This window comes from Pseudomonas sp. SF2, assembly GCF_036858055.1.
Classification (GTDB): Bacteria; Pseudomonadota; Gammaproteobacteria; order Pseudomonadales; family Pseudomonadaceae; genus Aquipseudomonas.
On sequence record NZ_JAMBDI010000005.1, the window covers coordinates 21,467 to 36,502 of the forward strand.

Genomic DNA, 15,036 nt, shown 5'->3' on the forward strand with positions numbered 1-15,036 from the left:
TAAGGATCTCTAGCATGTCCGATTCGGCAGGACTCATCGCCCACAACTGGGGCTTTGCCATCTTCCTCCTGGGTGTCGTCGGCCTGTGCGCCTTCATGCTCGGCCTGTCCAGCCTGCTCGGTAGCAAGGCCTGGGGCCGCGCCAAGAACGAACCCTTCGAATCCGGCATGCTGCCCGTCGGCAGCGCCCGCCTGCGCCTGTCCGCCAAATTCTATCTGGTCGCGATGCTGTTCGTGATCTTCGATATCGAAGCCCTCTTCCTCTTTGCATGGTCTGTGTCCGTCCGCGAAAGCGGCTGGACCGGATTCGTCGAAGCACTCGTTTTCATAGCAATTCTGTTGGCTGGTCTTGTCTACCTATGGCGCGTCGGGGCACTTGATTGGGCTCCCGAAGGTCGCCGCAAGCGGCAAGCGAAGCTGAAACAATGAGGCTTTGGCATGCAATACAATCTCACCAGAATCGATCCGGATGCGCCCAACGAGCAGTACCCGGTCGGTGAACGGGAAACCGTCACCGATCAACTGCTAGAGGACCAGGTCCACAAGAACATCTTCATGGGCAAGCTTGAAGATGTGCTGCGTGGCGCGGTCAACTGGGGTCGCAAGAACTCCCTCTGGCCGTACAACTTCGGCCTGTCCTGCTGCTACGTGGAAATGACCACGGCCTTCACGGCACCCCACGACATCGCCCGCTTCGGCGCCGAAGTCATCCGGGCCTCGCCGCGTCAGGCCGACTTCATGGTCATCGCCGGTACCTGCTTCGTCAAAATGGCGCCGATCATTCAGCGCCTGTACGAGCAGATGCTCGAACCGAAATGGGTCATTTCCATGGGTTCGTGCGCCAACTCCGGCGGCATGTACGACATCTACTCGGTCGTTCAGGGGGTCGACAAGTTCCTCCCCGTGGACGTCTATGTGCCTGGCTGCCCGCCACGCCCTGAGGCTTTCCTGCAAGGCTTGATGCTGCTGCAGGAGTCGATCGGCCAAGAACGACGCCCGCTTTCCTGGGTTGTTGGTGATCAAGGTATTTACCGTGCCGAGATGCCAGCCCAGAAAGACCTGCGTCGTGAGCAGCGCATTGCAGTAACCAACCTGCGCAGCCCCGACGAAGTCTGATCCAGCGACCTGCCGCCCGCTCCCCTGGAGCCGGCGGCCTGGCTTCATTCTTAACGTTGACCCAAAGCGACCGAGACCATGACAGCGGACAACGCTATTTTCATTCCGCCCTACAAGGCTGACGACCAGGATGTGGTCGTCGAACTGCACAACCGTTTTGGCGCCGAAGCATTCGTCGCCCAGGAAACCCGCACCGGCATGCCCGTGCTGTGGGTCAAGCGCGAGCAACTCAAGGAAGTGCTCAGCTTCCTGCGCGGCGTGGCCAAACCGTACAGCATGCTGTACGACCTGCACGGCGTCGACGAACGCCTGCGCACCCAGCGCCGCGGCCTGCCCGCCGCCGACTTCAGCGTGTTCTACCACCTGCTGTCGATCGAGCGTAACAGCGATGTGATGATCAAGGTGTCGCTCAGCGAAGGCGACCTGAACCTGCCGACCGTGACCGGTATCTGGCCGAACGCCAACTGGTACGAGCGCGAAGTCTGGGACATGTTCGGCATCGACTTTGCCGGCCACCCGCACCTCAGCCGCATCATGATGCCGCCCACCTGGGAAGGCCACCCGCTGCGCAAGGACTACCCGGCCCGCGCCACCGAGTTCGATCCCTACAGCCTGACCCTGGCCAAGCAGCAGCTTGAAGAGGAGTCGGCACGCTTCAACCCGGAAGCCTGGGGCATGAAGCGTCAGGGCGCCAACGAGGACTACATGTTCCTCAACCTCGGCCCCAACCACCCTTCCGCGCACGGTGCCTTCCGTATCGTCCTGCAGCTGGACGGTGAAGAAATCGTCGACTGCGTACCGGACATTGGCTACCACCACCGTGGTGCCGAGAAAATGGCCGAGCGCCAGTCCTGGCACAGCTTCATCCCGTACACCGACCGTATCGACTACCTCGGCGGGGTAATGAACAACCTGCCGTACGTGCTCGCGGTCGAGAAGCTGGCCGGCATCAAGGTGCCACAGAAGGTCGACACCATCCGCGTGATGCTGGCCGAGTTCTTCCGTATCACCAGCCACCTGCTGTTCCTGGGTACCTACATCCAGGACGTCGGCGCCATGACCCCGGTGTTCTTCACCTTCACCGACCGCCAGCGCGCCTACACCGTGATCGAAGCGATCACCGGTTTCCGCCTGCACCCGGCGTGGTACCGCATCGGTGGCGTCGCCCACGACCTGCCGCGCGGCTGGGACAAGCTGGTCAAGGACTTCGTCGAATGGCTGCCCAAGCGCCTCGACGAGTACGAAAAGGCTGCCCTGCAGAACAGCATCCTCAAGGGCCGTACCATCGGCGTTGCCGCGTACAACACCAAGGAAGCCCTGGCCTGGGGTACCACCGGTGCCGGCCTGCGTGCCACCGGTTGCGACTTCGACCTGCGTAAAGCCCGCCCCTACTCCGGCTACGAGAACTTCGAGTTCGAAGTACCGCTGGCCCACAACGGCGATGCCTACGATCGCTGCATGGTCCGTGTCGAGGAGATGCGCCAGAGTATCCGCATCATCGACCAGTGCCTGCGCAACATGCCGGAAGGCCCGTACAAGGCGGATCACCCGCTGACCACGCCGCCGCCGAAAGAGCGCACCCTGCAGCACATCGAGACCCTGATCACGCACTTCCTGCAAGTCTCGTGGGGCCCGGTCATGCCGGCCAACGAGTCGTTCCAGATGATCGAGGCGACCAAGGGCATCAACAGTTACTACCTGACGAGCGATGGCGGCACCATGAGCTACCGCACCCGGATCCGTACCCCGAGCTACCCGCACCTGCAGCAGATCCCTTCGGTGATCAAAGGCAGCATGGTCGCCGACCTCATTGCGTACCTGGGCAGTATCGACTTCGTTATGGCTGACGTGGACCGCTAAGCATGAACAGCACGCTTATCCAGACAGACCGTTTCGCCCTGAGCGAAACCGAACGCTCGGCCATCGAGCACGAAATGCATCACTACGAGGACCCGCGCGCGGCGTCCATCGAAGCCCTGAAGATCGTCCAGAAGGAACGTGGCTGGGTGCCGGACGGCGCCATCCACGCCATCGGTGAAGTGCTGGGCATCCCGGCCAGCGACGTCGAAGGTGTTGCCACTTTCTACAGCCAGATCTTCCGTCAGCCGGTCGGCCGCCACATCATCCGTGTGTGCGACAGCATGGTCTGCTACATCGGCGGCCATGAGTCGGTGGTCAGCCAGATCCAGAGCGAGCTGGGCATCGGCCTCGGCCAGACCACCGCGGACGGGCGTTTCACCCTGCTGCCGGTGTGCTGCCTGGGCAACTGCGACAAGGCCCCGGCGCTGATGATCGACGACGACACCTTCGGTGACGTGCAGCCGGCTGGCGTTTCCAAACTGCTGGAGGGTTACGTATGACCATTACTTCCTTCGGCCCGGCCAACCGCATCGCGCGCACGGCCGAAACCCACCCGCTGACCTGGCGCCTGCGTGACGACGGCGAGCCGGTATGGCTTGCCGAGTACGAATCGAAGAACGGCTACGCTGCCGCGCGCAAGGCACTGGCGCAGATGTCGGCCGACGACATCGTGCAAAGCGTCAAGGACTCCGGCCTCAAGGGCCGCGGTGGCGCAGGCTTCCCCACTGGCGTGAAGTGGGGCCTGATGCCCAAAGACGAATCCATGAACATCCGCTACCTGCTGTGCAACGCGGACGAAATGGAGCCGAACACCTGGAAGGACCGCATGCTGATGGAGCAACAGCCCCATCTGCTGGTCGAGGGCATGCTGATCAGCGCCCGCGCCCTGAAGGCCTACCGTGGCTACATCTTCCTGCGTGGCGAATACACCACCGCAGCGAAGAACCTCAACCGCGCCATCGAGGAAGCCAAGGCCGCCGGCCTGCTGGGCAAGAACATCCTCGGCAGCGGTTTCGATTTCGAGCTGTTCGTGCACACCGGTGCCGGCCGCTACATCTGCGGTGAAGAAACCGCACTGATCAACTCGCTGGAAGGCCGCCGCGCCAACCCGCGCTCCAAGCCGCCCTTCCCTGCTGCCGTTGGTGTGTGGGGCAAGCCGACGTGCGTGAACAACGTCGAAACCCTGTGCAACGTCCCGGCCATCGTCGCCAACGGCAACGACTGGTACAAGTCGCTGGCCCGCGAAGGCAGTGAAGACCACGGCACCAAGCTGATGGGCTTCTCCGGCAAGGTGAAGAACCCGGGCCTGTGGGAACTGCCATTCGGCGTCACCGCCCGTGAACTGTTCGAAGACTACGCCGGCGGCATGCGCGACGGCTTCAAGCTCAAGTGCTGGCAGCCAGGCGGCGCCGGTACCGGCTTCCTGCTGCCCGAGCACCTCGACGCGCAGATGTACGCCGGTGGCATCGCCAAGGTCGGCACCCGTATGGGTACTGGTCTGGCCATGGCGGTGGACGACAGCATCAACATGGTTTCGCTGCTGCGCAACATGGAAGAGTTCTTCGCCCGCGAGTCGTGCGGCTGGTGCACTCCATGCCGTGACGGCCTGCCGTGGAGCGTGAAGATGCTGCGCGCACTGGAAAAAGGCCAGGGCCGCGCCGAAGACATCGAGACGCTGCTGGGCCTGGTCAACTTCCTCGGCCCTGGCCGTACCTTCTGTGCTCACGCACCAGGTGCCGTCGAGCCGCTGGGCAGTGCCATCAAATACTTCCGCTCGGAGTTCGAGGCGGGTGTCGCCCCAGCAAGTGCTGGCGATGCACTGCGTCCAAATCTGGCGAAGCCGATCGTGGTCGGCGCATAACAAGATGATTAGGCGGGTGGTCCGTGCCACTCGCCAGCTTGCCGGCAGGCCCGAGAAATCGTGGCGTGTCGCAAGCTCACCGATTTCCATTAGCCACGCCCGCTCACGCGGGCCAACGAAGAACTTTGAACAATGGCCACTATCCACGTAGACGGCAAAGCGCTCGAAGTCAACGGTGCAGACAACCTGTTACAGGCCTGTCTGTCGCTCGGCCTCGACATCCCTTATTTCTGCTGGCACCCGGCGCTTGGTAGCGTTGGTGCCTGCCGGCAGTGCGCGGTCAAGCAGTACACCGACGAGAACGACACCCGTGGTCGTATCGTCATGTCCTGCATGACCCCTGCCTCCGACGGCACCTGGATCTCCATCGACGATGAAGAGTCCAAGGCGTTCCGCGCCAGCGTCGTCGAATGGCTGATGACCAACCACCCGCACGACTGCCCGGTGTGCGAGGAAGGCGGTCACTGCCACCTGCAGGACATGACGGTAATGACCGGCCACAACGAGCGCCGCTACCGTTTCACCAAGCGTACCCACCAGAACCAGGACCTCGGCCCGTTCATCGCCCATGAGATGAACCGCTGCATCGCCTGCTACCGCTGCGTGCGCTACTACAAGGACTATGCCGGTGGTACCGACCTGGGCGTGTACGGCGCCCACGACAACGTGTACTTCGGCCGCGTCGAAGACGGCGTGCTGGAAAGCGAATTCTCCGGCAACCTGACCGAGGTCTGCCCGACCGGCGTGTTCACCGACAAGACCCACTCCGAGCGCTACAACCGCAAGTGGGACATGCAGTTCGCCCCGAGCATCTGCCACGGCTGCTCCAGCGGCTGCAACATCAGCCCGGGCGAGCGCTACGGCGAACTGCGCCGGGTCGAAAACCGCTTCAACGGTTCGGTCAACCAGTACTTCCTGTGCGACCGCGGCCGCTTCGGCTATGGCTACGTCAATCGCAAGGATCGCCCACGCCAGCCACACCTGGCCGACGGCACCAAGCTGGGCCTGGACGCCGCCCTGGACAAGGCCGCCGACCTGCTGCGCGGCCGCACCATCGTTGGTATCGGTTCGCCACGCGCCAGCCTGGAAAGCAACTACGGCCTGCGTGAGCTGGTCGGTGCCGAGTATTTCTACTCGGGTATGGAAGCCGGCGAACTGGCCCGCGTACGCCTGGCCCTGAACGTGCTGAACAACAGCCCGCTGCCGGTTCCGACCCTGCGCGACATCGAAGACCACGACGCCGTCTTCGTGCTCGGTGAAGACCTGACCCAGACCGCTGCCCGCGTCGCCCTGGCCGTGCGCCAGGCCACCAAGGGCAAGGCCGAGGCCATGGCCGAAGCGATGAAAGTGCAGCCGTGGCTCGACGCCGCCGTGAAGAACATCGGCCAGCACGCGCTGTACCCGCTGTTCATCGCTTCGCTGGCTGAAACCAAGCTGGACGACGTCGCCGAAGAATGCGTGCACGCCGCCCCGGCCGACCTGGCCCGCATCGGTTTCGCCGTGGCCCACGCCATCGACCCGAGCGCCCCAGCCGTCGAAGGCCTGGACGCCGAAGCGCAAGCCCTGGCCCAGCGCATTGCCGACGCCCTGGTCGCCGCCAAGCGCCCACTGGTCGTAGCCGGTACCTCGCTGGCCGACCCGGCACTGATCGAAGCCGCCGCCAACATCGCCAAGGCGCTGAAGCTGCGCGAGAAGAACGGTTCGCTGAGCCTGGTGGTGCCTGAAGCCAACAGCCTCGGCATGGCCATGCTCGGTGGCGAGTCGGTCGATGCCGCGCTGGACGCGGTCATCAGCGGCAAGGCCGATGCCATCGTCGTGCTGGAAAACGACCTGTACACCCGCGTACCGGCCGCCAAGGTCGACGCTGCCCTGGCCGCGGCCAAGGTAGTGATCGTTGCCGACCACTCGAAAACGCCGACTGTCGACCGCGCCCACCTGGTGCTGCCGGCTGCTTCGTTCGCCGAAGGCGACGGCACCCTGGTCAGCCAGGAAGGCCGTGCCCAGCGCTTCTTCCAGGTGTTCGACCCGCAGTACCTGGACAGCAGCATCCAGATCCACGAAGGCTGGCGCTGGATGCACGCCCTGCGCGCCACCCTGCTGAACAAGCCGGTCGACTGGACCCAGCTGGACCACGTCACCAGCGCCTGCGCCGAAGCCGTCCCGCAACTGGCCGGCATCGTCAACGCTGCGCCAGGCGCCGCGTTCCGCATCAAGGGCTTGAAACTGGCCCGTGAGCCGCTGCGCTATTCCGGCCGTACCGCCATGCGCGCCAACATCAGCGTGCACGAGCCGCGCACCCCGCAAGACAAGGACACCGCGTTCGCCTTCTCCATGGAAGGCTACTCGGGCTCGGCCGAACCGCGCCAGCAAGTGCCGTTCGCCTGGTCGCCGGGCTGGAACTCGCCGCAAGCCTGGAACAAGTTCCAGGACGAGGTCGGTGGCCACCTGCGTGCCGGTGACCCAGGCGTACGTCTGATCGAATCGCAAGGCGACCGCCTGCACTGGTTCAACGCCATTCCGGGCGCCTTCAACCCGGCCCGTGGCACCTGGACTGCCGTGCCGTTCTTCCACCTGTTCGGCAGCGAAGAAAGCTCCTCGCGCGCCGCCCCGGTGCAAGAGCGCATCCCGGCAGCCTATGTGGCCCTGGCCAAGTCCGAAGCCGACCGCCTGGGCGTCAACGACGGTGCCCTGCTGAGCCTGAACGTGGGCGGTGTGGCCCTGCGCCTGCCACTGCGTATCAATGAAGAGCTGGGCGCCGGCCTGGTCGCGTTGCCGAAAGGCCTGGCTGGCATTCCGCCTGCCATCTTCGGTGCATCCGTCGAAGGTCTGCAGGAGGCAGCACAATGAGCTGGTTCACCCCCGAAGTGATCGATGTGATCCTCTCCGTGCTGCGGGCCATCGTGGTCCTGCTGGCGGTGGTGGTCTGCGGCGCGCTGCTCAGCTTCGTCGAGCGTCGCCTGCTGGGCTGGTGGCAGGACCGTTACGGTCCGAACCGCGTCGGCCCTTACGGCATGTTCCAGATCGCTGCCGACATGCTGAAGATGTTCTTCAAGGAAGACTGGAACCCACCCTTCGTCGACCGTGTGATCTTCACCCTGGCACCGGTAGTGGCCATGAGCGCCCTGCTGATCGCCTTCGTGGTCATCCCGATCACCCCGACCTGGGGCGTTGCCGACCTGAACATCGGCCTGCTGTTCTTCTTCGCCATGGCCGGCCTGTCGGTCTACGCGGTGCTGTTCGCCGGCTGGTCGTCGAACAACAAGTACGCCCTGCTGGGCAGCTTGCGTGCCTCGGCACAGACCGTGTCGTACGAAGTGTTCCTGGGCCTGGCGCTGATGGGCGTGGTGGTACAGGTGGGCTCGTTCAACATGCGCGACATCGTTGAATACCAGGCGCAGAACCTGTGGTTCATCATTCCGCAGTTCTTCGGCTTCTGCACCTTCTTCATCGCTGGCGTCGCCGTGACTCACCGTCACCCGTTCGACCAGCCAGAAGCGGAACAGGAACTGGCCGACGGCTACCACATCGAGTATGCCGGCATGAAATGGGGCATGTTCTTCGTCGGTGAGTACATCGGCATCATCCTCATCTCGGCGCTGCTGGTAACCCTGTTCTTCGGCGGCTGGCACGGCCCGTTCGGCATCCTGCCGCAACTGTCGTTCCTGTGGTTCGCACTGAAGACCGCGTTCTTCATCATGCTGTTCATCCTGCTGCGCGCCTCGATCCCGCGCCCACGCTATGACCAGGTGATGGACTTCAGCTGGAAGTTCTGCCTGCCGCTGACCCTGATCAATTTGCTGGTGACCGCTGCGATCGTGCTCTACAACACGCCAGCCGTCGCGGCCCAGTGAGGATTTGACCCATGTTCAAGTATATCGGCGACATCGTTAAGGGCACCGGCACCCAGCTGCGCAGCCTGGCAATGGTGTTCTCCCACGGGTTCCGCAAGCGCGACACCCTGCAGTACCCCGAAGAGCCCGTGTACCTGCCGCCGCGCTACCGCGGCCGCATCGTCCTCACCCGCGACCCCGATGGCGAGGAGCGCTGCGTAGCGTGCAACCTCTGCGCGGTGGCCTGCCCGGTCGGCTGCATCTCGCTGCAGAAGGCCGAGACCGAGGACGGCCGCTGGTACCCGGAGTTCTTCCGCATCAACTTCTCGCGCTGCATCTTCTGCGGCCTGTGTGAAGAAGCGTGCCCGACCACCGCGATCCAGCTGACTCCGGATTTCGAAATGGCCGAGTTCAAGCGTCAGGACCTGGTTTACGAGAAAGAAGATCTGCTGATCTCCGGCCCCGGCAAGAACCCTGACTACAACTTCTACCGTGTTGCCGGTATGGCGATCGCTGGCAAGCCGAAGGGCTCTGCACAGAACGAAGCCGAGCCGATCAACGTGAAGAGCTTGCTCCCATAAGGACAGAAAGATGGAATTCGCTTTCTACTTCGCATCCGGGATCGCCGTGGTCTCCACCCTTCGGGTGGTGACCGGCACCAACCCCGTGCACGCCTTGCTTTACCTGATCATTTCGCTGATTTCCGTGGCCATGATCTTCTTCGCCCTGGGTGCGCCGTTCGCCGGCGCCCTGGAAGTGATCGCCTACGCCGGCGCCATCATGGTGCTGTTCGTGTTCGTGGTGATGATGCTCAACCTCGGGCCGGCATCGGTCGCCCAGGAACGGGGCTGGCTCAAGCCCGGTATCTGGGCCGGGCCTGTGATCCTCGCCGCCCTGCTGCTGCTGGAGCTGCTGTACGTGCTGTTCGTCGCCCCGAGCGGCGCCGCCATCAGCGGTACCACCGTGGGCCCGAAAGCAGTCGGCATCAGCCTGTTCGGCCCGTACCTGCTGGTGGTCGAACTGGCGTCGATGCTGCTGCTGGCCGCGGCCGTCACCGCCTTCCACCTGGGCCGCAACGAGGCGAAGGAGTAAATCATGGGTGCTATCCCTCTCGAGCATGGTCTGGCGGTCGCCGGCATCCTGTTCTGCTTAGGTCTGGTTGGCCTGATGGTCCGCCGCAACATCCTCTTCGTGCTCATGAGCCTGGAAGTCATGATGAACGCCTCTGCCCTGGCGTTCGTCGTCGCCGGTGCCCGTTGGGTCCAGCCCGACGGCCAGGTGATGTTCATTCTGGTGATCAGCCTGGCAGCCGCCGAGGCCAGTATTGGCCTGGCCATCCTGCTGCAGCTGTATCGCCGCTTCCACACTCTCGACATCGATGCTGCCAGTGAGATGCGCGGATGAACCTTCTCTTCCTGACTTTCGTCTTCCCCCTCGTCGGCTTCCTGCTGCTGTCGTTCTCGCGCGGGCGGTTCTCGGAGAACCTGTCGGCCCTGATCGGCGTCGGCTCGGTAGGCCTTTCGGCCGCCACCGCCGCCTACGTCATCTGGCAATTCAACGTCGCCCCGCCTGAAGGCGGCGCGTACAGCCAGCTGCTGTGGCAGTGGATGTCGGTGGACGGCTTCGCGCCGAACTTCACCCTGTACCTGGACGGCCTGTCGGTCACCATGCTCGGCGTGGTCACCGGTGTCGGCTTCCTGATCCACCTGTTCGCGTCCTGGTACATGCGTGGCGAAGCGGGCTACTCGCGCTTCTTCGCGTACACCAACCTGTTCATCGCCAGCATGCTGTTCCTGGTGCTGGGCGACAACCTGCTGTTCATCTACTTCGGCTGGGAAGGCGTGGGCCTGTGCTCGTACCTGTTGATCGGTTTCTACTACAGCAACCGCAACAACGGTAACGCGGCACTCAAGGCGTTCATCGTCACTCGTATCGGCGACGTGTTCATGGCCATCGGCCTGTTCATCCTGTTCGTCCAGCTGGGTACCCTGAACGTGCAGGAACTGCTGGTGCTGGCACCGCAGAAGTTCCAGGCTGGCGACACCTGGATGGTGCTGGCTACGCTGATGCTGCTGGGTGGTGCGGTCGGTAAATCGGCCCAGCTGCCACTGCAGACCTGGCTGGCCGACGCGATGGCCGGCCCGACTCCGGTCTCCGCGCTGATCCACGCGGCAACCATGGTGACCGCGGGCGTGTACCTGATCGCCCGTACCAACGGCCTGTTCCTGCTGGCACCGGACATCCTGCACCTGGTAGGCGTGGTTGGTGGCGTGACCCTGGTACTGGCCGGCTTCGCCGCGCTGGTGCAGACCGACATCAAGCGTATCCTCGCCTACTCGACCATGAGCCAGATCGGCTACATGTTCCTGGCCCTGGGCGTTGGCGCCTGGGACGCGGCGATCTTCCACCTGATGACCCACGCCTTCTTCAAGGCCCTGCTGTTCCTTGCCTCCGGTGCGGTAATCGTTGCCTGCCACCACGAGCAGGACATCTTCAAGATGGGTGGCCTGTGGAAGAAACTGCCGCTGGCCTACGCCAGCTTCGTGGTCGGTGGTGCTGCCCTGGCTGCCCTGCCGATCGTGACCGTGGGCTTCTACTCCAAGGACGAGATCCTCTGGGAAGCCTTCGCCAGCGGCAACACCGGCCTGCTGTACGCCGGCCTGGTCGGTGCGTTCATGACCTCGCTGTACACCTTCCGCCTGATCTTCATCGCCTTCCACGGCGAAGCCAAGACCGAAGCCCACGCTGGCCACGGCATCAGCCACTGGCTGCCGCTGGGCGTGCTGATCGTGCTGTCGACCTTCGTCGGCGCCTGGATCACCCCGCCGCTGGCCGGTGTACTGCCTGAAAGCGCCGGCCACGCCGGTGGCGAAGCCAAGCACGCGCTGGAGCTCACTTCGGGCGCCATCGCCATCGCCGGTATCCTGCTGTCGGCCCTGCTGTTCCTGGGCAAGCGCCGTTTCGTCAGCGCCGTCGCCAACAGCGGTATCGGTCGTGTCCTGTCGGCCTGGTGGTTCGCTGCCTGGGGCTTCGACTGGATCTACGACAAGCTGTTCGTCAAACCTTACCTGCTGATCAGCCACATCCTGCGCAAGGATCCGGTTGACCGCAGCATCGGCCTGATCCCTCGCCTGGCTCGCGGCGGCCACGTCGCCATGAGCAAGACCGAGACCGGCCAGCTGCGCTGGTACACCGCTTCGATCGCCGTTGGCGCAGTGCTGGTACTCGGCGCTGTGGTAGTGGCCGCGGTATGACCATGAACTTTGCGAACCTTGCGACCCTGCAAAAGGAAACGAACCCGTCATGATTTTGCCTTGGCTGATCCTGATCCCCTTCATCGGCGGCTTCCTGTGCTGGCTGGGTGAGCGCTTCGGCGCCACCCTGCCGCGCTGGATCGCGCTGCTGACCATGTCCCTGCTGCTCGGCATCGGCCTGTGGCTGTGGGGTAACGGCGACTACACCCTGGCCCCCGCTCCGGGCGCCGAGCCTGCCTGGGCCCTGGAATACAAAGTCCAGTGGATCCAGCGCTTCGGCATCAGCATCCACCTGGCCCTCGACGGCCTGTCGCTGCTGATGATCCTGCTCACCGGCCTGCTCGGTGTGCTGTCGGTACTGTGCTCCTGGAAAGAGATCCAGCGCCACGTCGGCTTCTTCCACCTCAACCTGATGTGGATCCTCGGCGGCGTGGTCGGTGTGTTCCTGGCCCTGGACCTGTTCCTGTTCTTCTTCTTCTGGGAAATGATGCTGGTGCCGATGTATTTCCTCATCGCGCTCTGGGGTCACAGCTCCGCGGACGGCAAGAAGACCCGGATCTACGCCGCTACCAAGTTCTTCATCTTCACCCAGGCCAGCGGCCTGATCATGCTGGTGGCGATCCTCGGCCTGGTGCTGGTCAACTACACCAACACCGGCGTGATCACCTTCAACTACAGCGATCTGCTCAAGGCCGAACTGCCAGCCGGTACCGAGTACCTGCTGATGCTGGGCTTCTTCATCGCCTTCGCGGTGAAGCTGCCGGTAGTGCCGTTCCACTCCTGGCTGCCTGACGCCCACGCCCAGGCACCGACCGCAGGTTCCGTGGACCTGGCCGGTATCTTGCTGAAGACTGCGGCCTATGGCCTGCTGCGCTTTGCCCTGCCGCTGTTCCCGAATGCCTCGGCCGAGTTTGCACCAATCGCCATGACCCTGGGCCTGATCGGTATCTTCTACGGTGCCTTCCTGGCCTTCGCGCAAACCGACATCAAGCGCCTGGTCGCCTTCTCCAGCGTCTCGCACATGGGCTTCGTGCTGATCGGTATCTACTCCGGCAGCCAGCAGGCCCTGCAAGGCGCGGTGATCCAGATGCTGGCCCACGGCCTGTCGGCTGCCGCGCTGTTCATCCTGGCCGGCCAGCTGTACGAGCGCCTGCACACCCGTGACATGCGCCAGATGGGTGGCCTGTGGCACCGCATCGCCTACCTGCCGGCCATCAGCCTGTTCTTCGCCGCCGCCTCCCTGGGCCTGCCCGGTACCGGCAACTTCGTCGGCGAGTTCCTGATCCTAATCGGCAGCTTCGCCAGCGTGCCGTGGATCACCGTGATCGCCACCACTGGCCTGGTGTTCGGTTCGGTGTACTCGCTGATCATGATCCACCGCGCCTACTTCGGCCCGGCCAAGACCGACTCCGTGCTGGCCGGCATGGACGGTCGCGAGCTGATCATGGTCCTGGGTCTGGCGGTACTGCTGATCCTGCTGGGCGTGTATCCGCAGCCGTTCCTCGACACCTCTGCCGCCACCATGAGTGGTGTGCAGCAGTGGCTCGGTTCCGCTTTCACTCAACTCGCTTCGGCCCGGTAAGAGCGCTATGGAATTCACCACTCAACACTTCATCGCATTGGCGCCGATGCTGATCACCACCATCACCACGGTGGTGGTGATGCTGGCGATCGCCTGGAAGCGCAACCACTCGCAGACCTTCCTGCTGTCCACCGTGGGCCTCAACCTGGCCCTGCTGTCGATCCTGCCGGCGCTGAAGGTTGCGCCGCTGGCGGTCACCCCGCTGATCACCATCGACAAGTTCGCCTGCCTGTACATGGCCATCATCCTGGTGGCGACGCTGGCCTGCGTCACCCTCGCCCACGCCTACCTCGGCGAAGGCTCCAAGGGCTTCCCGGGCAACCGTGAAGAACTGTACCTGCTGCTGTTGATGTCGGCCCTCGGTGGCCTGGTGCTGGTCAGCGCCAACCACCTGGCCGGCCTGTTCATCGGCCTGGAGCTGCTGTCGGTACCGGTCTACGGCCTGGTAGCGTATGCCTTCTTCAACAAGCGCTCCCTGGAAGCCGGCATCAAGTACATGGTGCTGTCGGCCGCAGGCTCGGCCTTCCTGTTGTTCGGCATGGCCCTGCTGTACGCCGACGCTGGCAGCCTGAGCTTCGACCAGATCGGCAAGGCCCTGGCCGCCACCAGCATGCCAAGCCTGGTGGCCCAGCTGGGCCTGGGCATGATGCTGGTCGGCCTGGCCTTCAAGCTGTCGCTGGTACCGTTCCACCTGTGGACCCCGGACGTGTATGAAGGCGCCCCGGCACCGGTCGCCGCCTTCCTGGCCACTGCCAGCAAGGTCGCAGTGTTCGCCGTGGTCGTGCGCCTGTTCATGCTCTCCCCTGCTGCCAGCAGCGGCGTGCTGAGCACCGTACTGGCGGTGATTGCCGTGGCCTCGATCCTGATCGGTAACCTGCTGGCACTGACCCAGAGCAACCTCAAGCGCCTGCTCGGTTACTCGTCCATCGCCCACTTCGGCTACCTGGTCATCGCCCTGGTCGCCAGCAAGGGCCTGGCCCTGGAAGCCATGGGCGTTTACCTGGTCACCTACGTGATCACCAGCCTGGGCGCCTTCGGCGTCATCACCCTGATGTCCTCGCCTTACGGCGGCCGTGACGCCGATGCGCTGTACGAGTACCGCGGCCTGTTCTGGCGCCGTCCGTACCTGACTGCGGTACTGACCGTGATGATGCTGTCGCTGGCGGGTATCCCGCTGACCGCCGGCTTCATCGGCAAGTTCTACATCATTGCCACTGGCGTGGAGTCGCACCTGTGGTGGCTGGTCGGTGCCCTGGTGATCGGTAGCGCCATCGGCGTTTACTACTACCTGCGCGTCATGGTCACCCTGTACCTGGTCGAGCCGAACCTGCGTCGCCACGACGCCCCGCTGAAGTGGGAGCAGCGCACCGGCGGTGTCATGCTGCTGGCTATCGCCATTCTCGCCTTCGTGCTGGGTGTGTACCCGCAACCGCTGCTGGAAATGGTCCAGCAAGCGGGCCTGCAACTGATCGGCTGATTGCCCCGGCAAAACAAGACACCCCGCTCATGCGGGGTGTTTTTTTATCTGCACACT

The 15,036-nt window shown here is 63.8% G+C and carries 13 protein-coding genes; all 13 read left to right on the forward strand.

Features of this window, described 5'->3' with window-relative positions; all coding sequences use genetic code 11:
* Window positions 1-14: 14 nt before the first annotated feature.
* The 13 genes from M2S36_RS02715 to nuoN all read left to right on the forward strand — a co-directional run bounded on the left by M2S36_RS02715 (window position 15) and on the right by nuoN (window position 14,979).
* Entirely contained in the window at window positions 15-428 is a 414-nt protein-coding gene (locus M2S36_RS02715; protein WP_003251427.1) for an NADH-quinone oxidoreductase subunit A, read from the forward strand.
* A gap of 9 nt (window positions 429-437) precedes the next feature.
* Window positions 438-1,115, forward strand: a complete 678-nt coding sequence (locus tag M2S36_RS02720; RefSeq protein WP_003251429.1) for a NuoB/complex I 20 kDa subunit family protein — start codon at window positions 438-440, stop codon at window positions 1,113-1,115.
* Window positions 1,116-1,193: 78 nt separating this feature from the next.
* Window positions 1,194-2,975: an NADH-quinone oxidoreductase subunit C/D gene (gene nuoC / locus M2S36_RS02725; protein WP_013973384.1), complete on the forward strand. Its 1,782-nt coding sequence runs from the start codon at window positions 1,194-1,196 to the stop codon at window positions 2,973-2,975.
* Window positions 2,976-2,977: 2 nt separating this feature from the next.
* Entirely contained in the window at window positions 2,978-3,475 is a 498-nt protein-coding gene (nuoE, locus tag M2S36_RS02730; protein WP_003251433.1) for an NADH-quinone oxidoreductase subunit NuoE, read from the forward strand.
* Window positions 3,472-4,836, forward strand: a complete 1,365-nt coding sequence (gene nuoF, locus M2S36_RS02735; RefSeq protein WP_207831027.1) for an NADH-quinone oxidoreductase subunit NuoF — start codon at window positions 3,472-3,474, stop codon at window positions 4,834-4,836. The genes nuoE and nuoF overlap by 4 nt, the downstream gene beginning before the upstream one ends.
* Before the next feature lie 132 nt (window positions 4,837-4,968).
* The gene (gene nuoG / locus M2S36_RS02740; RefSeq protein ID WP_207831026.1) at window positions 4,969-7,683 is read left to right on the forward strand and encodes an NADH-quinone oxidoreductase subunit NuoG; all 2,715 of its coding nucleotides are present in this window, start codon (window positions 4,969-4,971) and stop codon (window positions 7,681-7,683) included.
* Window positions 7,680-8,687 (forward strand): NADH-quinone oxidoreductase subunit NuoH, encoded by a 1,008-nt coding sequence (gene nuoH / locus M2S36_RS02745; protein WP_333956665.1) that lies wholly within the window; start codon window positions 7,680-7,682, stop codon window positions 8,685-8,687. The genes nuoG and nuoH overlap by 4 nt, the downstream gene beginning before the upstream one ends.
* 11 nt (window positions 8,688-8,698) lie before the next feature.
* Window positions 8,699-9,247 (forward strand): NADH-quinone oxidoreductase subunit NuoI, encoded by a 549-nt coding sequence (gene nuoI, locus M2S36_RS02750; RefSeq protein WP_003251442.1) that lies wholly within the window; start codon window positions 8,699-8,701, stop codon window positions 9,245-9,247.
* A gap of 10 nt (window positions 9,248-9,257) precedes the next feature.
* Window positions 9,258-9,758 carry an NADH-quinone oxidoreductase subunit J gene (gene nuoJ, locus M2S36_RS02755; protein ID WP_063912672.1) on the forward strand — a complete coding sequence of 167 codons (501 nt, stop codon included), beginning with the start codon at window positions 9,258-9,260 and terminating at the stop codon, window positions 9,756-9,758.
* A gap of 3 nt (window positions 9,759-9,761) precedes the next feature.
* On the forward strand, window positions 9,762-10,070 hold the full coding sequence (nuoK, locus tag M2S36_RS02760) for an NADH-quinone oxidoreductase subunit NuoK (protein ID WP_003251446.1): 309 nt from the start codon (window positions 9,762-9,764) through the stop codon (window positions 10,068-10,070).
* Entirely contained in the window at window positions 10,067-11,920 is a 1,854-nt protein-coding gene (nuoL, locus tag M2S36_RS02765; protein WP_025339925.1) for an NADH-quinone oxidoreductase subunit L, read from the forward strand. Before nuoK ends, nuoL begins: the two co-directional genes overlap by 4 nt.
* 49 nt (window positions 11,921-11,969) lie before the next feature.
* Window positions 11,970-13,502 (forward strand): NADH-quinone oxidoreductase subunit M, encoded by a 1,533-nt coding sequence (nuoM, locus tag M2S36_RS02770; protein WP_207831024.1) that lies wholly within the window; start codon window positions 11,970-11,972, stop codon window positions 13,500-13,502.
* Between the two features lie 7 nt (window positions 13,503-13,509).
* A complete protein-coding gene (gene nuoN / locus M2S36_RS02775; protein ID WP_025339926.1) occupies window positions 13,510-14,979 on the forward strand; it encodes an NADH-quinone oxidoreductase subunit NuoN in 1,470 nt (489 codons plus the stop codon).
* The last annotated feature ends 57 nt before the right edge of the window (window positions 14,980-15,036 follow it).

Excerpts from the sequence above, each read along its gene's own strand:
- M2S36_RS02720 (WP_003251429.1), top strand. The coding sequence starts at position 438 with ATGCAATACAATCTCACCAGAATCGATCCGGATGCGCCCAACGAGCAG.
- nuoF (WP_207831027.1), top strand. The coding sequence starts at position 3,472 with ATGACCATTACTTCCTTCGGCCCGGCCAACCGCATCGCGCGCACGGCC.
- nuoL (WP_025339925.1), top strand. The coding sequence starts at position 10,067 with ATGAACCTTCTCTTCCTGACTTTCGTCTTCCCCCTCGTCGGCTTCCTG.
- nuoI (WP_003251442.1), top strand. The coding sequence starts at position 8,699 with ATGTTCAAGTATATCGGCGACATCGTTAAGGGCACCGGCACCCAGCTG.
- nuoH (WP_333956665.1), top strand. The coding sequence starts at position 7,680 with ATGAGCTGGTTCACCCCCGAAGTGATCGATGTGATCCTCTCCGTGCTG.
- nuoM (WP_207831024.1), top strand. The coding sequence starts at position 11,970 with ATGATTTTGCCTTGGCTGATCCTGATCCCCTTCATCGGCGGCTTCCTG.
- nuoC (WP_013973384.1), top strand. The coding sequence starts at position 1,194 with ATGACAGCGGACAACGCTATTTTCATTCCGCCCTACAAGGCTGACGAC.
- nuoG (WP_207831026.1), top strand. The coding sequence starts at position 4,969 with ATGGCCACTATCCACGTAGACGGCAAAGCGCTCGAAGTCAACGGTGCA.
- nuoE (WP_003251433.1), top strand. The coding sequence starts at position 2,978 with ATGAACAGCACGCTTATCCAGACAGACCGTTTCGCCCTGAGCGAAACC.
- nuoK (WP_003251446.1), top strand. The coding sequence starts at position 9,762 with ATGGGTGCTATCCCTCTCGAGCATGGTCTGGCGGTCGCCGGCATCCTG.
- M2S36_RS02715 (WP_003251427.1), top strand. The coding sequence starts at position 15 with ATGTCCGATTCGGCAGGACTCATCGCCCACAACTGGGGCTTTGCCATC.
- nuoJ (WP_063912672.1), top strand. The coding sequence starts at position 9,258 with ATGGAATTCGCTTTCTACTTCGCATCCGGGATCGCCGTGGTCTCCACC.
- nuoN (WP_025339926.1), top strand. The coding sequence starts at position 13,510 with ATGGAATTCACCACTCAACACTTCATCGCATTGGCGCCGATGCTGATC.